Origin of the sequence: Pseudomonas sivasensis, assembly GCF_021391435.1 — a bacterium.
Classification (GTDB): domain Bacteria; phylum Pseudomonadota; class Gammaproteobacteria; order Pseudomonadales; family Pseudomonadaceae; genus Aquipseudomonas; species Aquipseudomonas sivasensis.
The window spans coordinates 1,991,371-2,014,814 of record NZ_CP090029.1; the positions used below are offsets into that span (position 1 = coordinate 1,991,371).

22 protein-coding genes and 1 pseudogene are annotated in these 23,444 nt (G+C 58.4%); 13 read left to right on the forward strand and 10 right to left on the reverse strand.

What is annotated here, in order from left to right:
• Window positions 1-17 precede the first annotated feature (17 nt).
• Both LRO94_RS08970 and LRO94_RS08975 read left to right on the forward strand, forming a co-directional pair.
• On the forward strand, window positions 18-2,669 hold the full coding sequence (locus LRO94_RS08970; protein ID WP_122755783.1) for a sensor histidine kinase: 2,652 nt from the start codon (window positions 18-20) through the stop codon (window positions 2,667-2,669).
• Window positions 2,670-2,706: 37 nt separating this feature from the next.
• Window positions 2,707-3,396: a response regulator gene (locus LRO94_RS08975; protein ID WP_032888961.1), complete on the forward strand. Its 690-nt coding sequence runs from the start codon at window positions 2,707-2,709 to the stop codon at window positions 3,394-3,396.
• Window positions 3,397-3,418: 22 nt separating this feature from the next.
• Here the strand turns inward: LRO94_RS08975 and LRO94_RS08980 are convergent, their stop codons facing one another.
• Window positions 3,419-4,456: a patatin-like phospholipase family protein gene (locus LRO94_RS08980; RefSeq protein WP_032888962.1), complete on the reverse strand. Its 1,038-nt coding sequence runs from the start codon at window positions 4,454-4,456 to the stop codon at window positions 3,419-3,421.
• 218 nt (window positions 4,457-4,674) lie between these two features.
• Between LRO94_RS08980 and LRO94_RS08985 the strand changes: the two genes are divergently transcribed.
• The 3 genes from LRO94_RS08985 (at window position 4,675) to LRO94_RS08995 (ending at window position 6,648) form a co-directional block, all read left to right on the forward strand.
• Window positions 4,675-4,953, forward strand: coding sequence for a hypothetical protein (locus LRO94_RS08985; protein WP_032888964.1), 279 nt, complete (start codon window positions 4,675-4,677; stop codon window positions 4,951-4,953).
• 45 nt (window positions 4,954-4,998) lie between these two features.
• Window positions 4,999-5,760, forward strand: a complete 762-nt coding sequence (locus LRO94_RS08990; RefSeq protein WP_095184210.1) for a CHAD domain-containing protein — start codon at window positions 4,999-5,001, stop codon at window positions 5,758-5,760.
• Window positions 5,761-5,850: 90 nt separating this feature from the next.
• Window positions 5,851-6,648 carry an acyl-CoA thioesterase gene (locus LRO94_RS08995; RefSeq protein ID WP_179179337.1) on the forward strand — a complete coding sequence of 266 codons (798 nt, stop codon included), beginning with the start codon at window positions 5,851-5,853 and terminating at the stop codon, window positions 6,646-6,648.
• A gap of 3 nt (window positions 6,649-6,651) precedes the next feature.
• On the opposite strand, the pseudogene LRO94_RS09000 reads toward LRO94_RS08995, so the two are convergent.
• The 3 genes and pseudogenes from LRO94_RS09000 to LRO94_RS09010 form a co-directional block, all read right to left on the reverse strand.
• Window positions 6,652-7,013: pseudogene (locus LRO94_RS09000) on the reverse strand (terminase).
• Window positions 7,014-7,112: 99 nt separating this feature from the next.
• Window positions 7,113-8,594 (reverse strand): methyl-accepting chemotaxis protein, encoded by a 1,482-nt coding sequence (locus LRO94_RS09005; protein ID WP_099601452.1) that lies wholly within the window; start codon window positions 8,592-8,594, stop codon window positions 7,113-7,115.
• A 96-nt stretch (window positions 8,595-8,690) separates the two neighbouring features.
• Entirely contained in the window at window positions 8,691-9,497 is an 807-nt protein-coding gene (locus tag LRO94_RS09010; RefSeq protein WP_032888971.1) for a TatD family hydrolase, read from the reverse strand.
• Between the two features lie 236 nt (window positions 9,498-9,733).
• Here LRO94_RS09010 and LRO94_RS09015 point away from each other — a divergent pair, with 236 nt between their 5' ends.
• From LRO94_RS09015 to LRO94_RS09025, 3 genes are all read left to right on the forward strand, one after another.
• On the forward strand, window positions 9,734-11,155 hold the full coding sequence (locus tag LRO94_RS09015) for an MltF family protein (protein ID WP_032888973.1): 1,422 nt from the start codon (window positions 9,734-9,736) through the stop codon (window positions 11,153-11,155).
• Window positions 11,156-11,258: 103 nt separating this feature from the next.
• Window positions 11,259-11,693 (forward strand): DoxX family protein, encoded by a 435-nt coding sequence (locus tag LRO94_RS09020; RefSeq protein ID WP_179179336.1) that lies wholly within the window; start codon window positions 11,259-11,261, stop codon window positions 11,691-11,693.
• A gap of 259 nt (window positions 11,694-11,952) precedes the next feature.
• Entirely contained in the window at window positions 11,953-12,261 is a 309-nt protein-coding gene (locus LRO94_RS09025; protein WP_032888977.1) for a hypothetical protein, read from the forward strand.
• Window positions 12,262-12,265: 4 nt separating this feature from the next.
• On the opposite strand, the gene LRO94_RS09030 is transcribed toward LRO94_RS09025, so the two are convergent.
• From LRO94_RS09030 to LRO94_RS09040, 3 genes are read right to left on the reverse strand one after another with little or no spacing between them, the layout of a single operon-like run.
• Window positions 12,266-14,011, reverse strand: a complete 1,746-nt coding sequence (locus LRO94_RS09030; RefSeq protein ID WP_179179335.1) for a Gldg family protein — start codon at window positions 14,009-14,011, stop codon at window positions 12,266-12,268.
• A 15-nt stretch (window positions 14,012-14,026) separates the two neighbouring features.
• Window positions 14,027-14,752 (reverse strand): ABC-2 transporter permease, encoded by a 726-nt coding sequence (locus LRO94_RS09035; RefSeq protein ID WP_179179334.1) that lies wholly within the window; start codon window positions 14,750-14,752, stop codon window positions 14,027-14,029.
• Window positions 14,749-15,675: an ATP-binding cassette domain-containing protein gene (locus LRO94_RS09040; protein ID WP_179179333.1), complete on the reverse strand. Its 927-nt coding sequence runs from the start codon at window positions 15,673-15,675 to the stop codon at window positions 14,749-14,751. The genes LRO94_RS09035 and LRO94_RS09040 overlap by 4 nt, the downstream gene beginning before the upstream one ends.
• Before the next feature lie 209 nt (window positions 15,676-15,884).
• Between LRO94_RS09040 and LRO94_RS09045 the strand changes: the two genes are divergently transcribed.
• Together LRO94_RS09045 and greB are read left to right on the forward strand one after the other, a co-directional pair.
• Window positions 15,885-16,868: a hypothetical protein gene (locus LRO94_RS09045; RefSeq protein WP_179179332.1), complete on the forward strand. Its 984-nt coding sequence runs from the start codon at window positions 15,885-15,887 to the stop codon at window positions 16,866-16,868.
• 113 nt (window positions 16,869-16,981) lie between these two features.
• On the forward strand, window positions 16,982-17,455 hold the full coding sequence (gene greB / locus LRO94_RS09050; protein ID WP_048729176.1) for a transcription elongation factor GreB: 474 nt from the start codon (window positions 16,982-16,984) through the stop codon (window positions 17,453-17,455).
• Window positions 17,456-17,500: 45 nt separating this feature from the next.
• On the opposite strand, the gene LRO94_RS09055 is transcribed toward greB, so the two are convergent.
• On the reverse strand, window positions 17,501-20,011 hold the full coding sequence (locus LRO94_RS09055) for an ABC transporter permease (RefSeq protein ID WP_032888988.1): 2,511 nt from the start codon (window positions 20,009-20,011) through the stop codon (window positions 17,501-17,503).
• Window positions 20,011-20,694 carry an ABC transporter ATP-binding protein gene (locus tag LRO94_RS09060; protein WP_032888990.1) on the reverse strand — a complete coding sequence of 228 codons (684 nt, stop codon included), beginning with the start codon at window positions 20,692-20,694 and terminating at the stop codon, window positions 20,011-20,013. The genes LRO94_RS09055 and LRO94_RS09060 overlap by 1 nt, the downstream gene beginning before the upstream one ends.
• A 10-nt stretch (window positions 20,695-20,704) precedes the next feature.
• Here LRO94_RS09060 and LRO94_RS09065 point away from each other — a divergent pair, with 10 nt between their 5' ends.
• The 3 genes from LRO94_RS09065 to LRO94_RS09075 all read left to right on the forward strand — a co-directional run bounded on the left by LRO94_RS09065 (window position 20,705) and on the right by LRO94_RS09075 (window position 22,717).
• Entirely contained in the window at window positions 20,705-21,310 is a 606-nt protein-coding gene (locus LRO94_RS09065; protein WP_032888992.1) for an arylesterase, read from the forward strand.
• Between the two features lie 58 nt (window positions 21,311-21,368).
• Window positions 21,369-21,662 carry a hypothetical protein gene (locus LRO94_RS09070; RefSeq protein ID WP_010211879.1) on the forward strand — a complete coding sequence of 98 codons (294 nt, stop codon included), beginning with the start codon at window positions 21,369-21,371 and terminating at the stop codon, window positions 21,660-21,662.
• An 86-nt stretch (window positions 21,663-21,748) separates the two neighbouring features.
• Complete coding sequence (locus tag LRO94_RS09075; RefSeq protein ID WP_179179331.1) at window positions 21,749-22,717, forward strand: L,D-transpeptidase family protein; 969 nt, start codon at window positions 21,749-21,751, stop codon at window positions 22,715-22,717.
• Window positions 22,718-22,852: 135 nt separating this feature from the next.
• On the opposite strand, the gene oprI is transcribed toward LRO94_RS09075, so the two are convergent.
• Complete coding sequence (gene oprI / locus LRO94_RS09080) at window positions 22,853-23,104, reverse strand: outer membrane lipoprotei OprI (protein ID WP_003172710.1); 252 nt, start codon at window positions 23,102-23,104, stop codon at window positions 22,853-22,855.
• Window positions 23,105-23,444 lie beyond the last annotated feature (340 nt).

A 23,444-nucleotide genomic window follows, 5' to 3' on the forward strand; every position in this document is an offset into this window, starting at 1 on the left:
TGAAGGACACTGCCCGCATGAGCGACTCCGGCCGCGCCGATGCCCTGCTAGCCGATCTACCCCGTAATGGTCGTGGCCGGCTCAAAGTCTTCCTCGGTGCCGCACCCGGCGTAGGCAAGACCTACGCCATGCTGCAGGCGGCCCACACCCAACTGCGCCAAGGCGTCAAGTTGGTCGCCGGTGTGGTGGAAACCCACGGCCGCGCCGAGACCGAAGCCTTGCTCGCCGGCCTGCCACAGCAACCGTTGCTGCGCAGCGAATATCGCGGTGTGATGCTCGAAGAAATGGACCTCGACGGCCTGCTCGCCGCCAAGCCCAAGCTGGTGCTGGTGGACGAACTGGCCCACAGCAACGCGCCCGGCAGCCGCCATGAAAAGCGCTGGCAAGATATTCAGGAACTGCTCGCTGCGGGCATCAACGTGTTTACCACGGTCAACGTTCAGCACTTGGAAAGCCTCAACGACCAAGTGCGCGGGATCACCGGCGTGCAGGTGCGTGAAACGCTGCCGGACTGGGTACTTCAAGAGGCCGACGAACTGCTGCTGATCGACCTGCCATCCCGCGAGCTGCTGGAGCGCCTGCGCGACGGCAAAGTCTATGTTCCGGAACAGGCCCGTGCGGCCATCGATGCGTTTTTCACCCAGACCAACCTGATGGCCCTGCGCGAGCTGGCGATGCAGACCGCCGCAGCCCATGTCGATGACGACTTGGCCCAGGGCTATCGCCAGCTCGGCCAGGCCGCGCCGGCGGTGCGCGGCCGCTTGTTGGTGGGTGTGGATGGCGACGCGCAGGCCGAACGCCTGGTGCGGCATGCCAGTCGTGTGGCGCAGCGTCGACATTTGCCGTGGAGCCTGGTGCATATCGATAACGGCCGGGCACGGGATGAGCAGTCGCGTCTGCGCCTGCAAAACGCCCAGCAATTGGCCGAACGTCTCGGCGGGGAAGTCGTGTTGCTGCGGGCGGGGGAGGTGGCCAAGACCTTGATCCAGCACGCCGGCGAACGCCGCGCCAGCCTGGTGTTGGTGGGACAGTCACGGATGCGCTGGCGCCGTCGTTTATTCGGTGGAGGCCTGGCGGCGCGTCTGCTGCGCAATGCGCGCGGCTTGGAAATCAACGTGCTCGACAGTGACGATACTCCCGCGCCGCCGCGCTTGCCGCAGGTCCGCGGGCTGGTGTGGTTCGACTACTTTTTGGCGGTGGTGGCGACGGTGATTGCTGCCGGCGTGGCCTGGGCGGTGTCCAGTGTGTTGCCGTTGCCGAATATCTCGCTGGTGTTTCTTGCTGCCGTATTGCTGGTCGCGGTGCGCAGTAGCCTGGGGCCGTCCCTGGTCTGCGCGGCTTTATCATTTCTGACCTACGACTTCCTGTTTATTCCGCCGAATTTTTCCTTCTCCATCCAGCGTGAAGAAGATGTGCTGACCCTGCTGTTCTTCCTGCTGATGGCAGCGCTCACCGGCAACCTCGCGGCGCGTCAGCGTCGACAATTGCAGGCGTTGCGCGATACCCAGGAGGAAACCAGCGAGCTGCTTGACCTGTCACGCAAACTCACCGCCGCCACTGACCGCCAGGCCGTGGTCAGCGCGGCGGCCCATCACCTTGAAGGTTGGAACGACCTGGACCTGTGCCTGGTCAATCGCGATGGACAGGGTGGTTGGAAGATCGAAACCGGCGGCCCGCTGACCTTCAGCGAAGCCGAACGCGCCGCCGCCGATTGGGCCTGGCAACATGACCAACCCGCGGGCATGGGCACCGGCACGTTGCCGTTTGGGCGCTGGTGGTGGTGGCCGTTGTCGGGCGAGGAAGGTCCGCTGGGCTTACTCGGTGTCAGTGCCAAACCGGGCCAGGCGTTGAGCGGTCAGCGCCGCCGCTTGCTAACTGCTCTGAGTCAGCCTCTGGCCCAGGCCCTGGCCCGTGCGCAGTTGGCGCAGGAGCTAGAATCCGCACGCCTGCACGGCGAAACCGAGCAACTGCGCAGTGCCTTGCTTGCGTCGGTGTCTCACGATTTGCGTACGCCGCTGACGTCCATGCGCGGCAGTATCGACAGCCTGCTGGCGTTGGGTGAAGCCATTCCCCTGGAGGACCGTCGCGAATTACTGGAAGGCACGCGTGATGAAGCCGAGCGCCTCGATCGCTATATCCAGAACCTGTTGGACATGACTCGCTTGGGCCATGGCGCCCTCAAGCTGGCGCGTGATTGGGTGTCGCCGGGCGATATCGTCGGCAGCGCCCTTGGCCGTTTGCGTGCGGTACTGGCGCCATTGCAGGTGAGCACCGAGGTGCCGCCTGAGCTGCCGTTGCTGTATGTGCATGCGGCGCTGATCGAACAGGCGCTGGTCAATGTGCTGGAGAACGCCGCACGCTTTTCACCCCCTCAGGGACGTTTGCAGTTGAGTGCCGGCGTGTCGGATAAGCAACTGTTTTTCGCGGTAGCCGATGAGGGGCCGGGCATCCCCGAGGATGAGCGCGCGAAGATTTTCGATATGTTCTACACCGCTGCGCGCGGTGATCGGGGCGGGCAGGGCACCGGCCTGGGTTTGGCGATCTGCCAGGGGATGGTCGGGGCGCACGGTGGGCATATCAGCGTGGCCGATGGCATTGAAGGACGCGGCACCTGCATCACCTTGTTCCTTCCATTGCCTGCACAGCCTGGCCTGGAGCCTGAGTCGTGAGCTACCCTCTTTTCTCCACGGATTTTGATGGGACACCATGAGCCAGACCGCGACGATTTTGGTCATTGATGACGAACCGCAGATCCGCAAGTTCTTGCGCATCAGCCTGGCCTCTCAGGGTTACAAAGTGATTGAGGCGGGCACCGGAAACGAAGGCTTGGCCCAGGCGGCCTTGAGCAAGCCGGACTTGCTGGTGCTCGACCTAGGCTTGCCGGACATGGACGGCCAGCAAGTGCTGCGTGAGTTTCGCGAGTGGTCGACGGTGCCGGTATTGGTGCTGTCGGTGCGCGCCAGCGAAGGGCAAAAGGTCCAAGCCCTCGACGGCGGCGCCAATGACTATGTGACCAAGCCTTTTGGAATCCAGGAGTTTCTCGCCAGGGTTCGCGCGCTCCTGCGCCAGGCGCCCGCAGGTGAGGCGCAGGAAGCGGCGTTGAGTTTCGGCCCGCTGACGGTCGATCTGGCCTATCGCCGTGTGCTGCTGGACGGTGTCGAAGTGGCGCTGACTCGAAAGGAATATGCCGTGTTGGCGCAGTTGGCGCGGCACTCGGGACGGGTGATCACCCAGCAGCAACTGCTCAAGGATATCTGGGGGCCGACCCATACCGAGGACAGTCACTACCTGAGGATTGTGGTGGGCCATCTGCGCCAGAAACTGGCGGATGATCCGACTCAGCCACGCTTTATCGTGACCGAGGCGGGGGTCGGGTATCGGTTGTTAGGCGGTTAGAGTCTGGCGCCTGTCGAAGCACTCAGGGCTGTTCACTTTCATAGCGGTCCAACGTATCGCTGGCAATTTCGCGCCCCAAAGCGATCAACTCCGGCGCCTTGTAGAACTCGAAAAACCGGCACACCCGCTTCGGCACGTTGATCAATACATCCGGCGGATAACCCGCAATTTTGTACTGAGCCAATGACGTCTGCATCACCTCAAAACTCTGGTTGATCAGGTCCAGCAACGACGCCGGCCCCACGTTATCAATGATGAACGAACCGGTCGCCGACTTCGGCGCCCCGGGTTTTTCCGGCGCAGCGGCGGGTTGTTGGGACTCGGGCTCAGCCGAATCCAGCCAAGGGTTGATCTCGGCCGCCTGGGCCTGCAACGCTTCCTGCTCCAGCTTCATTAACTGCTCGGCTTGCTTACGACGAAACGGCAGGTGCGAGCCGAGTGATTTCGCCAAGCTGTTGAAGCGGCTCTTGAACGCCGGCGGACGTTGGATCACCGGCAATTGGTAGTGTTTCTGGTTGGTGGCGTTGAGGTTGACTGCGATGATCAAGTCGCAATGGCTCGACACCACCGGCACGATAGGCAGTGGGTTAAGCAGGCCGCCGTCCACCAGCATGCGGTTACCTTGCATCACTGGTGTGAACAGGCTGGGAATTGCGGCCGAAGCGCGCATGGCCTGGTGCAGGCAGCCCTCTTGGAACCAGATTTCCTGCTGGTTGGTGAGGTCGGTGGCCACGGCCGTGTAGGGAATGCGCAGCTCCTCGATATTGATCTCGCCGACGATCTTGCGGATCTGTCCGAAGACCTTCTCGCCACGAATCGCTCCCAGGCGAAAACTCACGTCCACCAGACGCAGCACGTCGAGGTAATCAAGGCTTTCAATCCAGTTTCGATACTCGTCCAGCTTGCCCGCGGCGTAGATCCCACCCACCACCGCGCCCATGGAACAGCCAGCGATACAGGCAATGTCATAGCCGCGCCGTTCAATTTCTTCGATCACTCCGATATGGGCGTAGCCCCGGGCTCCACCGGAGCCCAGCACCAAGGCAACACGTTTCTTCATGGTCCATATCCTTTGATCGGCAGGTCCCCACAATGCACCCATTGAGGGGGCCGCTTCAATCTTCGCTGAACTGCGTAATATTTTTCCAGAATAGCGAGTAGGCTCGGGTATGCTCTGGCAATAGGTACTATCGATTTCAGGCTAAGGACAAGGCACTTTTTGTTGTAGGCAACGTCTACAACCGTACGACTGTTTTTCTTTATTTTGAGGTGTCATTGATGAAAGCCTGGATGTGTGTGCCTGTGATTCTGTTGGCCCTGGCCGGTTGTGCCGGGAAAACCGCTTACCGCGACAGCTGCGGCGCGCAATTGGACGCTGCCTGGAAAGAACTGGACCTGGCCAAGGCCGAAGGTTTCGCCGGTACTGTCAGCTATTCCAAGGCGTTGTCCCTCTTGACCGGTGCGAAGACACAGCAACAGTTTGAAGCGTTTGAAGGCTGCTCCAACAAGGCTGAGAAGGCACGGTTCTATATTCGTGAGTCGCGCGCCGGGCGTTGAGCCATGGGCAGCAAGTAGGATTTTTCATCAAAAGGCGGGGGCAGGATGTCAGCGTTGGTTGATCAGTTAGTCGCTCAGGTCATTGGCCTGGAAGTAGGGTTGCTGAGCTGCCAGGCTCGCCTCGCCGCCGTCACCGACGATGAAGCGCTGCATGACTTGCGCACCACCGTGCGGCGCCTGCGCAGCCTGTTGCGACCCTTGCGTGGGTTGCCAGGCGTCGAACAGCTCGAATTGGCTGCCAGCACCGTTGGCCGATTGACCACCCCCCTGCGTGATCGTGAAGTGCTGGCTGCTTATCTGCATCAGCATGGTCATCACGAAGCGGCAGATCGGCGTCTGCGCCTACAGCCCGACGCGTATCGCCAGGTAGCGCAAAGTCCGGAGTTGGCGCACTTGCTGCAGATTCTGGATGCCTTCCCACGCTTTATTCGCGCCTCCCAACATCAGAAATTGCTCAAAGGCCTGCGCTCGCGCATCGAGAAGCGTCTGGCCAAGCAATGGAAAACCCTCGGTGAAGCCCTCAAGGATCCCGGTCATGATCGCCACCGTCTGCGTTTGTTGATCAAGCGCGTGCGTTATGCGGCCGAGGCGTATCCGGAACTGGACAAACTGCCCGCCAATGCCATGTCGCGCCTGAAGAAAGCCCAAGGTGCCCTGGGCGATTGGCATGATTGCTGGCAGTGGCTGGCCCAGGCTGAACATCAAGCGGATCTGCAACCGTGTGTGGCGGTATGGCACAAAACCATGGCTAAAGCCGAGGGTCAGGCGGATCGGGTGCTGGACAAGCTCAGCGCGGATTGTTTCTGAATCGGTCCGGTTTTTGGCCGGAATACGCGCTGTACCTCACCTACACGATGGTTAAGATCCCTCATCTGTTTCCTTTGACCTGAGGTCGCCATGCGCTTTAGTGATTTGCTCGACGCTGCCCGTAGCCACCCGCTGGATGTCACCATCCCCGCCGAATGGGCCCAAGGTCGCGCGACGTTTGGCGGGCTGGTCGCCGCTTTGCAATACGAAGCACTGCGTGCCCAAGTGACTGCGGATCGACCATTGCGGTCGTTGGCAATAACCTTCGTGGGGCCGGTGGCGCCCGATGTGCCCGCCAGTTATCAAGTCGAAGTGTTGCGCGAAGGCAAGGCAGTCAGTCAGTTGCTAGGCCGCGTCGTTCAGAACGGTGAAGTGGCGACCTTGGTGCAAGCCAGTTTTGGCGCATCCCGTGAGTCAGAGATAGATGTGGCAAGCGACGCGCCGCCGGTGTTCAAACACTGGGACGAGTGCCAGGAGTTGCCCTATATCAAGGGCGTGACGCCTGAATTTATGCGTCACTTAGCAATGCGCTGGAGCGTCGGCGGCCTGCCATTCACCGGTAACAAGTCCCGCGAAATGGGGGGCTGGGTTCGCTTGCGTGGGGATGTGAAAGAAGAGCCGTTGACCGAGGCGCATATCCTCGCCCTGGTCGACGCCTGGCCGCCGGCATTGCTGCCGCACCTGAAGAAACCGGCACCGGGCAGCACCCTGACCTGGACCATCGAATTCATCCAACCGTTGCAGGATCTGACCACCCTCGATTGGTGCCAGTACTGCGTCAACATCGAACACGCCCGTGACGGCTACGGCCATGCTGCCGCTGCGCTGTGGAGCCCTACCGGCGAGTTGATTGCTATCAGCCGCCAGACTGTTGTGGTATTCGCTTAAGCATCAGTGCAGATGGCGCTGGCGCCAGGCGCGCCACCCGCCACTGCTTGACACAACGCGCGCAGAGGTCACGAACTGCTCAATTACCAGGCGCTCACCGCATGTTTGCGGTCACTGAGCGGCTGACTCACCTGGGCTTCCAGGCTGTGACCATGACGCTGCAATGCCAGGCCGGCCAGAATGCCGACTACGCCAACGGCGAAACTGGCCAGGCTCAGACTAAAGGCCCCAGAAACGATCAACAGAAAGCCAACGATAAACAGCGGCACGGCGATCAGGTTCAAGGCCAGGTTCGTTGGGTGCTGGTGCTTCTGCGGGTAGCTATGCCATTGCCAGGCGGGGAGATTGGGATGACGTTTGCCCATGATGGTGATTCCTCTGTCCGTTGAAACAACATGGAGAGAGTTTAGGTGGGGGCGGGCGCGTGGGCGAATTGGGGCTCGCTATGGGGCTCATAGCCAGTCCTACAGTTTCAATTGCCCAATCGCCTTGCTCAACTCCCCTGCCAACGTCGCCAGTTCATTGCTGGTCGTTGCCGAATCCACGGTTTGTTGCACGGTGTTCTCGGTCACATCGCGGATACTGACCACTGCGCGGTTCATCTCTTCGGCCACATGGCTTTGCTGTTCGGCGGCAACGGCGATTTGAGTGTTGCTTTCACGCATCTGCGCCACGGCACCGGTGATTTCGGCGAGTGCGGCACCGGCTTCCTGGGCTTGTTGCACGCAGTCGTCGGCCTTGAACGAGCTTTCCTGCATAAAGTCCACCGCGTCGCGGGTACCGGCTTGCAGCGCCGAAACCATACGGGTGATCTCGTCGGTGGAGCTTTGCACGCGCTTGGCCAGATTGCGCACTTCGTCGGCGACCACTGCGAAGCCACGGCCCATTTCTCCAGCGCGTGCGGCTTCAATGGCGGCGTTGAGGGCGAGCAGGTTGGTCTGTTCGGCGATGCTGTGAATCACGCTGACCACACCGTTGATTTTCTGGCTGTCTTCAGCAAGCTTCTGGATCATTACGGCAGTTTGTTGCACGCCGCTGGAGAGTCCGGCAATCGAGTGTCTTACCCGAGTCACCACTTCCTGGCCGCTACCGGCGAGGGTGTCGGCGGATTGGGACAAATCTCGCGTGGCGCCAGCATGTTGGGCGATGTGGTAGACGGTGGCGGTCATCTCGTTGATGGCCGTGGCGGCCTGGTCCGTTTCGCTTTGCTGGCCGAGCATGCCGTGCTGCACCTCATTCATGCTGCTGGCCAGACGTGCAGCGCCTTCGTCCAGTTGCCGAGCGGTGCGCGCCACGGTGCTGACCACGCGCTGGTAGCCAGCCTGCATGGCATTGAACGCGCTGGCCATCTGGCCGACTTCATCCTTGCAGGCCAGGGGGACGCGGGCCGACAGGTCGCCGGTTTTCTCCACGTGCAGCATGACATCCTTGAGCGTGTTGAGCTGACTGAGCAGGAAGCGGATCAGCAGTTGCGAAGCGCCAAGCATCACAAGCATCAGGATTGCGACAGCCACAGCGTAATTAGCGAAGCGGTCACTGAAGACCTGGCTCAAGCTTGGCGCGTAGGCAAGTACGCCAATGTATTGCCCATCCGGGCGGGCAATGACTTCAGCGCCTATCAATGGATTTTCGCCAAACAGCGGCATGTGATTGAGTTCGACCCAGCCGGTGGTGGTGCTCAGGGCTGACAGATCCAAATCGCCCAACTGTGGGACTTGGCCTCGGGCAAACGTCAGCCAATGCGCGTCCTTGGGGAGCGGCTGGTTGGTTGGCCAGGCCCCCAGCAATCGGCCCTGGGCCTGCGCCGAAACCTGGGAGGCTGTGCTGCGCGCTTGTTGTTCGAGCTGCACGGCGTACAGCACCAGCAGCAGGGTGGTGATGAAGGCGACCGCGTTGACGGCCCAGAATTTGTACTTCAGCGAGATATTGCTAAGCCAGGCACCCATGGAAGGTTTTCTCTGATAGCGGAAACAGCATTGGCAAGGTGCCATTATTGTGCCGCTACTCAGAAAACCGGTTTTGACATGGGTCAATGCGCCGCATCAATCCAAGGTCGGCAACCCAAAAAAAGCGCGTGAACAGGCAGTGCTGTGGTCGGCCAAGTCTTGCGCGCTTTCGTTGCGGTGCAGGGCGACTTCGCGCAGTACTTCCGTCAGATAAGCCGGTTCGTTACGACCGTTTTTCGGCTTGGGACGCAAGGTGCGCGGCAGCAGGTAAGGCGCATCGCTTTCCAGCATCAGGCGGCCCCGGGGAATTTCTTTGACGAGTGGGTGCAGGTGCGTCCCACGGCGCTCGTCGCATATCCAGCCGGTGATGCCAATGTGCAGATCGAGGTCGAGGTAGCTGAACAGCGCCGCCTGTTCGCCGGTGAAGCAATGCACTACGGCGGCGGTGAGGTGGTCGCGGTAGTCCTTGAGGATCTCCAGCAGGCGTTGGTTAGCGTCACGCTCATGGAGAAATACCGGGAGCTTTAGCTCGACGGCCAGGGCCAGGTGTTCTTCCAGGACTTTTTCCTGTTGCGGGCGCGGTGAGAAATCCCGGTTGAAATCCAGGCCGCATTCGCCCACGGCACGTACGCGGCTTTCGCTGAGTAAACCGCGCAAACGCTGGGCGCTGTCGCCGTTCCAGTCGCTGGCGGAGTGGGGGTGGATGCCTGCGGTGCTGAACAGGCGTTGGCCGCTTTCGTCGAGGTTGACGCACAGTTCCAGAGCCTGTTCGCTGCCGTCGACGCTGGTGCCGGTAAGTACCAATTGCTGCACGCCGGCGGCGTAGGCGCGGTCGAGAACGGCCTGGTGCTTGTCGTCGAAACTGGGGTTGGTCAGGTTGACGCCGATATCAATGAGTTGCATGGTGCTATCTCCGCCTGCGGCCGGAAAGCATATCAGAGCTGTAGATTTATAAGAAAAACGAAGAACTACAATGAGTTATAGCTGTCTTTGAACGTCGCAAGTGACATCGTGTTTGGCTGAACGTCCTGCACTGTGCCACCGTTGCACGCAAAGCCTGCGCATAAAGCGCTCTGTTTCTGACCTCCACCGCGTCGTTTTTCGCGAGCGCGTTGGCCAGTATTCTTTCCGGAGAGCGGATGATCCGACCCTCGGCGTTGCTTATGTTGTGCCTGGCGTTACTGTTGCCTTTGGCGGCGGTTGCGCGTCTGGACGGGCCGCTGGAAGTGACCAAGCCTGGCAAGGTCCGTGACTTGGCGGAGATTCGTTCAAGTCGCACCCTTCGGGTATTGGTCAACCAAAGTCGCAACAGTTCCGGCGAGGTGCAGGGCCAGGCCATCGGTGTTGAATACCACCGCCTACGCGCCTTCGAGCAGTACCTCAACGGTCACGCCCGTGATGGCCAGGAAATAAACCTCAAGATAATCCCCAAGGCCAAGGATCAATTGCTCGGCGCGCTGGCCCGTGGTGAAGGCGATCTGGTTGCTCCTGGGGAGTTGCTTGATGTGAAGGCTGCTCACAAGATCAGCACCAGTAGCCCGATTGCCAGCGCGGTACCGTTGTGGCTGGTGGGGGTGAAGGGAGAGCGGCGTTTTACCAAGTTGGAGCAACTGTCAGGACGAACGCTGGCGCTGACCACTGGCAGTGCGGCAGCGGATGCCATCAGCCAGGTCAATCAGAAGCTGGCCCTGCACAAGCAGCCACCGGTGAAGGTGGAATGGGTGGACCCGACCCTGGCAGTGGAGGACGTTCTGGAAATGGTGCAGGCGGGGATTTTCCATCTCACCATTGTCGAGAAACCGATTGCCGAACGCTGGTCGAAGATCCTGCCCAAGTTGCGCTTCGACAAACAAGTCGTCATCAGCGAACCCGGCGATGAATACTGGTTTGTTCGCCAGGACGCTTCGATGCTGCGTGCAAGTATTGATCGATTTCTCAAGACCTATCGCACGCCTTCCGACCAGGACGTGGCGTTTCAACGTATTTATCGACGCCTCTACCAGGTGCGCAACCCACTGGCCCGCGCCGACCGCCAGCGCCTGGAAAAGCTGCGGCCAGTGCTGCAAAAACATGCCCGCGAGCAGGGCATGGACTGGCTTAACCTTGCAGCGCTGGCTTTCAAGGAATCCGCCTTCGATCCTGGCGCGCGCAACAGCGGTGGTCCTACCGGCTTGATGCAGATCACACCCTCAGCGGCCCAGCGGGTGGGCGTCAACAATATCGAAAGTCTCGACAGTAATGTGCAGGCGGGCGCGCGTTATCTGGCGTTGATCCGTCGCAAGTTCTTCGCCAGCCCCAAGCTCAACGAGCGTGAACGCATGGCTTTTGTACTCGCGGCCTACAACATGGGCCCGGAGCGCGTGCAGGGTATGCGCACCGAGGCCCGGCGCCGGGGATTGAACCCCAACCAATGGTTCTTCCAGGTGGAGCGCATTGCCATGGAACAGGTGGGAATGGGCGGCGTCAGCTATGTTAATAGCGTCAACAAGTACTTCTTGGCGTTCGATCGGGAGCGTGAGTCCCTGGAGCCGCCAGCACCGAAAATTGCCTCACGGAAGTAATCGATTTTATCGATATTAATCAGGCATTTTTTCGGCTTTTATCATTGTTTAAACTGATTAATATAGCGGCCAACCAACCCCTACTTCGAAAAGGATTTACTCCATGAGCCCAATGATCAAAAGCCTACTGTCCACTCGTGCCGGCTACGGTCTGACCATCCTGCGCATTGTTGTTGGCATCATCTTCGCCGCCCACGGTTCGCAAAAACTCTTCGGTTGGTTTGGCGGCTACGGCTTGGCGGGCACTGCCCAATGGATGGAAAGCATCGGCCTGGCGCCGGGTACCCTGATGGCGCTGCTGTCGGGCGGAACCGAGTTTTTCGCCGGCCTGGCCCTGATCATCGGTCTGCTGGTACGCCCTGCTGCGTTGGGCCTGACCATTCTGTCGGTGGTGGCGATCTTCTCGGTGCATATCCATAACGGTCTGTTCATGGCCAACAACGGTTACGAGTTCGCATTAGCCTTGTTGGGCGGGTCCGCGGCAGTGCTGCTGGAAGGTGCCGGCAAACTGTCTGCCGACCGTGCAATAGCCAACTGACCCCTCTACAACACCTGAAGAGGCCCGCCATGTGCGGGCCTTTTCGTTGCTCGGGATTCTTGACATCGGCCATCCGGCTTCTCTAGGATGCTGCCCATGCGCCGATTTAAACAGCTAATTGCGGGGCGCCACTGGGACTCGATGCAGCCCGACAGAAGCCTGTTCTCCCCTGAGGAAACAGCTTCGAAATACCGCTAAAGCGCTGGTTCGGTGTTGCCTCTCACCTGCCCGCAGACTTTTGAGGCAGAGACACGACACTATGAATGCACTACGCCCCCTGATACGCCTGGCTCCGATCACTGCGGACCTTACTCAACGCAATCCGAAAATCCTCTTGGGCGGTAAGCACCAGCCCACGCTGTTGCGTTACCTGGACGGCTGGCCACGTCGCACCGGGCGGCCTTCGGCTTTCCTGATCCAGTTTGTCGAAGATGGCGGTTCCCTGGCCCGTTTTGCGAGTAACAGCTTCGACCTGGCAGTTATCCAGGCGCCCAGTGCCAGCGACGCGGCTGAAGTGATTCGTCAACTCACACGTATTGCCCGGCAGGGGCTGATTGCCAGGCGTTGAGGGCTCAGGAGAGTCCGACACTCGCCTGTAATCGGCGCCGTTTATTCCTTGCAAAAACCACCCAAGCGACTAGACAGAGCACGCCCGGGATTGCCAAGGTCACGAACAGCTTTATCGCGAGCTCCAGGCGATGCACCTCAGCGTGCGTCTGAGCCCTCAAAGCGTGTAATTCCATGGGTAAGCGCAGGCGCTCCTTGTTGAGCGCCACCAATTGGGGGGTGGTGTCCACTGCTTGGGAGCCGAGGGGGGCAGCCGGTGGGTTCAGCATTTGCCATTCCTGTTCCGTTCGTAACAGACGCCGTTCCAATTCAGTCGCCTTCTGCTCGTAGGCTTGTTCGGCGTTGTCGCGTATCCGCTCCATTATGTTCTTCGATCTGTCCATCGGTGCGCGCGGGCGGATATTGGCCAGTGAATCGCTTGCGGAGAGGTTATCCAGCGTATTTAAGATAAAGACTGCGTTGCTGTCAGGCGCTGAGCTATTGATGTGATCCGTGAGCAAATCAGTGTCGGCCACCACCACCACATGGATCTGTGCCGCTTTTTGCAAACCTGCGGGCTGCTCCTTAATGCCATCGGGGAATGCTGAGTAGGCTGGCCCCTCTATACGAGCTGCAATCACATGGTGTTGCGCCCGAGTGGATGCGTTATCGGCCGTTGAGTCGATCTCATGTGCTGAGGTAAATCGGTTGGTTTCCAGCAACCTGGATTGCCCGGAACTTTGCAGAAGCGGGGTGAGGGTGGTGCCGCTTTTTTTGCGATGAAAAAGCGCACCACTGCTCGAGACCGTCACAGTATTAAGTTTCCAAGTGCTGATGTCGTGCGTGTTCATTGCCTGCCGAGGCAGCTTCAATCTGCCCGGATACTGCACTGGGAGCTTACCCAGCTCAGGTGCCGCCGATTCCGCGTAGCGGTGGTCGATTAGAAACTTGTCTGCTGGCATCTCTACGCCCCAAGCGGAAAGCACCTCTGTCAGACGGGTATTGGCGGACGTGATGTTCGAACTTTGCTCAGGCATGGGGTCGATAAACATCATCAATTTACCGCCCCTCAACACAAATTGTTCAATCCCATACAACGATTGTTCGGGCAGCGCTTCAGGACGCACGACCATAAGCGTTTTGACGTGTTCCGGTATGCGCTCGGTGGTCGCCTCCAGATTGACCAGGTTGAAATGACGCTGCATTTCCGTCACCAACTGGCCTGCATAGTCTCCCATCGCTAAACCAGACAATAGTCCGATAACCGGGCGGTCTGGGTACTGCAACTTATAGATCAGATGGCTGATTTCATATTCGAGCAATGGCTCCCGGTCCAGGCTGAATGATTCAATACGTTGCGCTCCGTGGCCGGCTCGGGTGCCGATTAGCCCCAGAAATCCCGCCTGGTCGTCGAGACCGAAAAGCCTGGCTTTGTAGGCGTCTTCTGAAAAAGATCCGGGATCAATAAGGTGCAGATTGATCATACCCTTCGCTGCTTTTTCGTATTCCCGCAACCGGTCTTCTATGTGCTTGCCGTGGCGCTTTAGGGCGAAGCTTCGTTTCGGGTCGTTATTGGTATTGAAATAATACAAGTCCAGTGGCGACTCAAGCGACGAAAGTAATTGTCTAGCGGGTGGGGAGAGGGTGTGGACCTTATGTCGCGAAAGATCCCATCGAATATCAGGAATTTTCGCTATCCAAACTAAGTTGAACGCTAGAAATAATAACAATATGACAGTGAGTGTAATGCCTGTGCGCAGAGTAGGTTGCATGGAGGGCTTTCCTTCTCAGCGATGTCGGTAATTGAGGGTTACTGTCGTGGCTGTGAGGAAGGCGACTATTATACTAATGAAGTAAAGGATGTCGCGAAGCATAAACTTTCCGTTGTCAATAGCGCTGAACCTTGAAAAAGGGCTTAGGGAGGCCAGGCTGTCTATTACCCAGATGGGCGCCTGATGCTCTAGTGCATCAAGCAAATAAGAAAGAGCGCTGGAGGTGAGCAGCAAGCCTACTGTCAGTATGAAAAGGACAGTGCGCTGAGGCAGCAGTGTGAAAATAAACAATCCGACAGATAAATAACTGCCTGCCAGCAGCCAGCTAGACATAAATTGCGAGGCAATAATATTGTTGTCTGCATTACCCATGTAGTTGGCAATGATGACGAGGGGGAACGCCAACATCAGGGCCATGCCCACCACGGCCCAGGCTGCTAGAAATTTTCCAACAACCCATTCGTGCGTCGTGACGGGCACTGTTTTCATCAGGTCGAGAAAGCCTGCATTGGATTCGTCCGACCAAAGTTGCGTTGCGAGTGAAGGAATCAATAATAGATATAGCCAAGGGTGCAACTGGAAAAAAACCTGCAAGGTATTAATGTCGTGTTCAGGCCACGGACTCATGTGCAACCCGAGTGCCACGTAAAGCACTGAAAAAATGGCAACGCTCAGATAAGTGCCGGGTGTGCAGGCGTAGTGGAGAAGTTGACGCTTGAAAATGACTGGCAGCAGTTTCAAAGACGGGCCTCACGGCTCAGATGATGAACCACATCGCTCAGTCGACCGGGCTCTAGGTTCAGTGAGTTGATTTTCCATCGGCGATGGGCAATGAGTGCATTGATGTGGGGGTAGATGGTGTGTCCTGGCATGGCCAGGACGGTCACCGTACCGGGTGCATGCCGATGCTCTTCGATCCCTGCCACACCTGGCAGTACGGCCAGAGCCAACAAGTCCAACGGAGCGTCTGCGGCGAGGGTGACCGCCTGAAAATGACGGGAGTTGCGTTGCAAATCGGGCATTGGGGTGTCGGCCACCAGGCGATTGCCTGCGATAACCAGTGCGCGAGTACAGAACTCGGACAATTCATCGCAGTGGCGGGAGGCGACGATCACTGTCATGTCTTGTGTCAACGACTGGATAAGCGCCCTGAATTTGTGTTTTTGATCAGGTGTGAGCCCTTCAGTTGGCTCATCGAGTAACAGCAGCGTAGGGGTGTGCAAGATGGCTTGGGCGATGGCGACTTTGCGCTTAAGGCCGATCGACAGCACATCAAGGGGCGCGTTGAGCACCGATGACAATTCCAATCGTGCAGCAGCCTGTTCAACCTTTGCGCGCTTTTCGGTGCCGCGAAGTCCGCGGATGGCTGCGATGTAGTCAAGGAACTCTTTAACCAGCATCGTCGGGTGACTGACACACTTGTTAATTTGGTAGCCGACTATCTTTTTTACTTTATGCGATTGGGTGGTTGTATCGATACCTTGGATGTTGATATGTCCGCTGAAGGGGAGTGTCGAGCCTGAGATTAAATCGAGAAGTGCTGTTTTAACTGTAGGATTTTCTCCGAATAGTCCCAGGCATTCATGTTTGCAGGCGCTAAATGAAAAATCGTTGATTATTGTTTTCTTGTTTAGATGTTTTATCAGGTTGGTTATTTTGATCATTTAGTCTGGTGCGCGCAGGGCGAAGATGTTGAAAAAGAATACGAGCAATAGTGGTTTTTGGGAACTCCGATAAGCATTAATAGGAAAAGTCCTACGTGCACGCTAGGCAGGTCGCTGGAACAATTGTTTTGTGTTTGTAATCTCTAACTGCCTAGTGTTTGTCTGGGAGTTGTAGAGATTTTCCGAATGTCTAATGAGACCTGATTATCATGATGCTTCTACGTACTCTTGTTCTTGAACGCGATGGCCAAGATACGCCGGTCAACGGGGCGTTGCTCTGTGGATTTGCTGTTGGTCAGATTGCCTCAAACTTTCTTGTTTATAGCTTGGATGAAGAGGTGGAGCCGGCGAGTTCAAGGGTCTATATCGCAACCCTGCGCAAAAAACTCGATCGGTATTTTCTGGATGGGGTAGAGTCCAAGGAAGACTTACAGGTGGCAATGCAAGTTTTTAAGCAGATTCTTACATCGGCGTCGGGTATTAAGACCGGCAGTGTTACCGACACTCAAGTTTCTTATCATTTTCTCGATTTGAAAGGGTGCAAACTGCCCCCTGCGAGGCCTGAAGAGCATCATTCGGTGACCATCAAGAAGGCCCTGGTGATGAAGGTGATCACCCTGGGAATGTCTGCTCCGGTGATGCCACCCATCGAAAGCGCTTCATTGATTGTGCCTTCCATTCGCTTCTCGTCGAAAATGAGTGCGCCTCCCAGGGACGCGGACCCAACCGAGCCTGCCCAGTTGCCCGTAAATGAACAGACGCCAGAAGAGCCAAGGCAGATGCCAATCAATGAACCGGTGACCGTGTTGCGGACTGCACCAGCCGTAATGAATGAGCCAGACGCTCCGGCGCAGCCAAAGCAACTGGCGCCAGCAGACCGCTGCAACCTGTTCGAAGTGGACAGTACGCTGACCAACCTTGCTCGTGTCGCTCAGGAACTCACCCAACAAAAACTCGCTGCAATGGAACGCGAAACAGCCCTTGATCAATGGCAGGCCCGATTGCAGCAAGAGCAGAGTCAATTGGATGAAAGGACCCGCGAATTGGAACAGCGCACCACTCAGTTGCATGACCAATCGTTGGCCGTCAGTCAGCGGACCGAAGCCCTGAAAGTGATGACTTCGCAAGTGTCGGATTTACGCCAGAGTTTGCGCGGTGTGCTGCTTGAGCTGGATCAGACCCTGGATGGTTAGACTGCCCTGGCTACTTTCCCGGGTTCATTTATCATCAACCCCAGCGAACCGACGTCAGGGAGTTATTGCCTGGCCTATCGGCATCTATGGACATTGCCTGGGGATGCATGCGTTTGAGTACCAAGCTGATTACCAAAGAAGGTCATGAGGCGCTGAAGAAAGAGCTGGATTATCTGTGGCGCGAAAAACGTCCAGATACCACGCGCAAGGTGACGTGGGCCGCCTCACTGGGGGATCGCAGTGAGAATGCCGACTACCAGTACAACAAGAAGCTGCTGCGAGAAATCGACCGACGGGTGCGTTACCTGCGCAAGCGTCTGGAAGACATGCGCGTGGTGGAGTACATGCCCGAGCAGGAAGGTAGGGTTTTTTTTGGTGCTTGGGTCGATATTGAAAACGAGCAGGGAGAGACCAAGCGTTTTCGCATAGTCGGCTATGACGAGATTTATGACCGGATGGATTACATTTCTATCGACTCACCAATGGCTCGTGCCTTGTTGCGCAAGGAGGTCGACGATGAGGCCATCGTGCAGACTCCCGGTGGCGAAGTGTGCTGGTGGATCACCGGGATCGAATATGTGAAATAGGCAATGATGGCCCGCAGTCTTTGAAGAATGCGGGCCATCGGCGTTTCAGCCTTCGCGCAATACCGTCAGTGGGCTGGCATTCAACGCGCGGCGTGTGCCGAATACTCCTGCGGCACCGATCAGTACGGCGCCGATGATCGGCAGCAGCAACAGCCATGGGTGCGGGTGCCAGACCAGGTCAAAGGCATAACGGTACAGCACCCAGGTCACCAGTTCGGTACCCAATGCCGCCAACAAACCGCTGACGGCGCCCAGTAAGCCAAACTCGATACGCCGTGCCTTGACCAGCAACTTGCGTTCCGCTCCCAGCGCTCGTAGCAGTGCGCCTTGGCGGATGCGCTCGTCCAGCGTGGCCTGTAAACCGGAGAACAACACGGCCATCCCGGCAGCCAGTACAAACAACAGCACGTATTCCACCGCCAGGGTCACTTGGGCGAGGATGCTGCGCAATTGCTCCAGCAGGGCCTCAACCTGGAGGATCGTAACCGCCGGAAAGGCTCGCGACAGATCGACGATTTGTTGGTCATGCCCTGGCGCCAGGTAGAAGCTGGTCAGGTAGGTGGCCGGCAGGTCCTTCAACGTGCCGGGCTGAAAAATCATGAAGAAGTTCGGCTGGAAGTTATCCCAGTTGATGGTTCGCAGGCTGGTGACCCGCGCTTCACGATTTTCCCCGGCAATGGTGAACACCAGGTGATCGTTCAACTTGAGCTTGAGGCTTTCAGCAACTTTGGCTTCTACCGAGACGCCAGGAATATCCTCGGTGGGTCGTTGCGACCACCATGAGCCTGCAGTCAGCGTATTGCCCGGTGGCAGGTCGGCGGCCCAGGTCAGGCTCAGGTCGCGTTGTACTGCGCGGTCGCCGCTGGAGTCCTTGCTGACTATGTCCTGTACCGGGTCGCCATTAATGCTAATCAACCGGCCCGGCACCACGGGGTACAGCGGCGCTGATTGCGCCTGCACTTCCAGCAGGCGGGCGCTAAAGGCGTCCTTGTCGGCCGGCAGGATGTTCAGCGCAAAGTAGTTAGGCGCGTCCTTGGGCAACTGGTTTTGCCAAGTGTCCAGCAATTCGCCGCGCAGCAGGGCGATCAAACCCATGGACAATAAGATCAAGCCAAACGCCAGTGACTGGCCCGCCGCCGCCAATGGGTGGCGCAGCAGTTGGCCCAAGCCCAGGCGCCAGGGCAGGGAGGCGCGAGCCAGCAGGCGCCGCAGGCTTTGCAACAGCAGCAAAAGCAAGCCGCCGAGGACCAGCGCAGCCACCACGCCACCGCCCAGCAAGGCGAAGGTCAGCACCAGATCCAGGCTCAGGCGCCACATGATCAGGCCCAGTGCGAACAGCGCAGCGCCGTAAACCATCCAGGTGCTGGACGGAATTGGCAGCAGGTCGCGGCGCAACACCCGCAACGGCGGTACCCGACCGAGTGCTGCCAACGGCGGCAGGGCGAAACCGGCGAGAGCCACCAGCCCGGTGCCGATCCCGGCAACGGCCGGCAACAGTCCCCCGGGGGGAACATCCGCGGGCAGCAGGTCGTGTAGGAAATAGAACAGGCCGAACTGTGCCAGCCAACCGAGCAGGGCGCCGGCCAGGCTTGCGAGCAAACCCAGTACGGTCAGTTGCAGGCTGAACAGCAACATGGCTTCGCGTCGTGACAGTCCCAGGCAGCGCAGCAATGCACTGGCGTCGAAGCGTCGGGTGGCAAAGCGGTTGGCCGACAAAGCCACGGCCACGCCGGCCAGCAGCACGGCCACCAGGCTGGCCATGTTCAGGTAGCGCTCGGCTTTGCCCAAGGCGCCGCCAATCTGTTGATTGCCGTCGCGTGAGTCCTGCAGTCGCTGGTTGGCGGCCAGCCCCGGCTTGAGCAGGTCGCGATAGGTTTGCAGCACCGTGCTTTCCGGCGGCCCGCGCCATAATTCGCGGTAGCTGACGCGGCTGCCGGGTTGGACCACGCCGGTGGCGTCCAGGTCTGCCAGGTTGATCATCACCCTTGGCGTGAGGCTGTAGAAGTTGCCGGCGCGATCTGGTTCGTAGGTGAGTACGCGGGCCAGACGCAGGGTTTTCATGCCGACATCGACGCTGTCGCCGATTTTGAGGTCCAGTGCCGTCAGCAGCCGCGCCTCCACCCAGGCTTCGCCGGGTTTGGGGCCGCCGCCAGGGGTTTCATCGCCAAAGGGCGCAGCAGCGCTCTTCAGTTCGCCTCGCAGCGGATATTGCTCGTTGACCGCCTTGATACTGGAAAGCTGGATACCGTTATCTGTGGCGATAACACTGGAGAACTCCACGACTCGCGCGTGATCCAGACCCAGTTCGGTCCCGGAGCGGATTTGCTCGGAACGGGCTGGTGAGCTTCCTTCAAGTACCAGGTCGGCGCCTAGGAACTCGGTGGCGCGCAACATCATGGCTCCGTTGAGACGTGCACCGAAGTAACCGATAGCAGTGCTGGCGGCCACGGCCACCAGCAGGGCAAAGAACAACACGCGCAATTCGCCAGCGCGGGCATCGCGAAGCAATTGACGCATGGCAAGGCTGAACAGGCGCAACAGCGGCAAACGTGCCATCAAGGCTCCAGGGGCGCGACCATCAGGCCGGCTTCAAGGCGGATCAGGCGTCGGCAACGGTGGGCCAGGCGCTCGTCGTGGGTGACCAGCACCAGGGTCGTGCCGCTCTCTTTATTGAGCTCGAACAGCAGGTCGCTGATGCGCTCGCCGGTGTGGCTGTCGAGGTTGCCGGTGGGTTCATCGGCAAACAGCACGTCCGGTTCGGCGGCAAAGGCGCGAGCAATGGCTACACGCTGCTGCTCGCCACCGGAAAGTTGGCGTGGCGAGTGTGTGAGGCGCTGGCCGAGGCCCACGCGTTCCAGCAGGTGTTTGGCGCGCTCACGGGCGTCTTTGCGGCCATCCAGCTCCAGCGGCAGCATGACGTTCTCCAGCGCGTTGAGGCTGTCGAGCAGTTGGAACGACTGGAACACAAAGCCTACGTGTTCGGCGCGGATGCGTGCGCGCTGGTCTTCGTCGAGGCGGCTGAGGGCTTGTCCGGCGAGGGTGACTTCGCCGCTGCTGGGCAGGTCGAGTCCGGCCAGCAGGCCGAGGAGGGTGGATTTACCGGAGCCGGAGCTGCCGACGATAGCCAGGCTATCGCCCTTGTTCAGTTCGAGGCTCAGTTCGTGCAGGATAGTCAGTTCACCTTCCGCGCTGGGAACCACTTTGCTAAGGTTCCGCGCGGTGAGAATGCTTGCGCCCATGGAGAATCCGATGCGAATGTGGTTTTTGAGTGCTGGCCTGGCCTTGATGTGCATGGCCCAGAACGCAGCGGCGGGTACAGTCCTGATCGTTGGCGATAGTATCAGTGCCGGTTTCGGCCTGGATACACGCAAAGGGTGGGTTGCCTTGTTGGAGCAACGGCTCAAGAAGGAAGGTTTCGACGATAAAGTGGTCAACGCCTCCATCAGTGGTGATACCAGTGCTGGAGGTCTCGCGCGGCTGCCGGCGGCCCTTGCAGAGCATAAGCCTGAGGTAGTGATTATCGAACTGGGTGGCAATGACGGCCTGCGCGGTATGCCCCCTACGCAATTGCAACAAAATCTTGCGTCGATGATTCAGAAGTCCCAGGACAGCGGCGCGAAGGTGCTGTTGCTGGGCATGCAGATTCCACCTAACTATGGGAAGCGTTATGTCGACGCCTTCGCCAAAGTATTTGCCGATGTCGCCCAGCAGAAAAAGGTGCCGTTGGTACCGTTTTTCCTTGAAGGAATCGGCGGCAATTCGCAATTGATGCAGGCTGACGGGCTGCACCCGGCTGTCGCTGCTCAGGGCAAGTTGCTGGAAAATGTCTGGCCTACGCTAAAACCGCTGCTATGACGCTTTTCTACTGGCAGGCTTTCGGCTAAGGTGGCGCCCCCCCGATCTGGAGCCCCCGATGTCGCGTCCTGCCTGGTCACTGTTTAACTACCAACTGATCGAGCCGGACGAGCAGTTGGATCTCTTCGCCTGCCAGGAAGTGCGGGTGCATTTAGTGGCGCGTCAATTGGAACTGGGCGGCTCCATTGATCGCACGCTGTGCGGCACGTTACTGCCAGCGCAGCCACGTTGGTCGCGGGTTGATCGCTCGATTTTCCAGGACCAGCGCCTTTGCCCCTTGTGCCGGGCCATCTTGGAGTCCCAAAAGCGCGGCACACCGCCGATCTGGCCTGAGCTGCGTTTCGAACTCTAGCGGCCGCGACACGCTTGCAGCTAGAAGCTCACATCACGTATACAATCGATTTTTACCTACACGTCGTTCTGCGAAGGATTTTCCGGATGTTGTCGCGCCTTTCCGTCGTCACCTGCTGCCTGTCTCTCGCTGCACTCTGTGCGGCGGGTTCTGCATCTGCTTTGCAGTTGCCCTTGCCACCTCCGGGTGAAGACATCGTCGGCCAGGTCCAGGTGATCAAGGCCAAGTACGAAGACACCTTTGCCGACCTGGGCACCACTTACGACCTGGGCTATTCGGAAATGGTCGCGGCCAACCCAGGTGTTGATGCCTGGTTGCCGGGAGCGGGCACCGAGATCGTGCTGCCGACGCGTTTTATCCTGCCGCCGGGGCCTCGCGAGGGCATCGTGATCAACCTGGCGGAATACCGGCTCTATTATTTCCCCAAGGGCCAGAACGTGGTCTACACCTTCCCGTTGGGGATTGGTCGTGAGGGCTGGGGCTCGCCCATTGCCCATACCAGTATTATCGCCAAGACGCCGAACCCGACATGGACGCCGCCGGCTTCGATCAAGGCCGAACACGCCGCCAACGGTGATCCTTTGCCTAACGTGGTGCCTGCTGGCCCAGATAATCCGCTGGGCCCGTTCAAGTTCACCCTGGGCACACCGGGTTACCTGATCCACGGCTCCAACATGAAGTTCGGTATTGGCACACGTACCAGTCATGGCTGTTTCCGCATGTTCAACAATAATGTGCTGGAGATGGCGGGCATGGTGACGGTAGGTACGTCGGTGCGCATCATCAACGATGCCTACAAGTTCGGCAGCAGCGGCGGCAAGGTCTATCTGGAAGCGCATACGCCTTTGAATGATGATGGAACGCCATCGGTGGTCGACAAGCACACGGCGGTGATCAACGCTTTGCTCAAGCGTGAAGACTTGGCCAATAACCTGCGGGTCAATTGGGATCAGGTGCGTGATGTGGTGGCCGCGGAAGATGGTTTGCCGACTGAAATCGGCGTGCCAGGTGGGGCGCCTATAGCGTCCAGCTCGCTGATCGATCTTCAGCAGTAACTCTGCTCGATCAAAAGCCCGCCCACAGCCTTGCGCTGCGGCGGGCTTTTTATTGCCTGCGTTCAGGTGCTAATCGCAGACAATAAAAAAGCCGATCCATAAATGGATCGGCTTGATAACAATCCCGAAGGATTATTACTTGCGGCTAGCTTTTTCAAGCATACGCAGAGCGCGCTCGTTAGCTTCGTCAGCAGTCTGTTGTGCTTTTTGAGCAGCAGCCAGAGCTTCATCAGCTTTACGGTAGGCTTCGTCTGCACGGGCCTGGGAGCGAGCTGCTGCGTCTTCAGTTGCAGTCAGACGAGCTTCGGTTTCTTTGGAGACGCTGCTGCAACCGGTAGCCAGAACTGCGGCCAGAGCCAGAGCAGAGAATTTCAGAACGTTGTTCATCGTGTTCCCCTTCAAGGACTTTCTATTAAATGGCTACTTTCTCAGAGTGAGCTAATAGCCGGCGTACATACTACCCATTACTTGTAGTAAGTAAACTGACGTAGCGCAAGAAGCAAAAAAAATTCTCGCACCTAATCTATTTTGGCTAATCTTTTGGAGGTTTGTATAAAAACCGTCCAATTTTTTTCATACGGGTGAAGATTGGATCCAGGCTGAAAGGGCCGGCCTGCATGCGTTAAGCTTTGTATATAGATGAAAATTTATATATTCGGGCCGACACTTACGTTGCGTTTGGCGTTGCTTGGCCGGGCATCTTTTACGCATGTAGAGGTGACTTTAA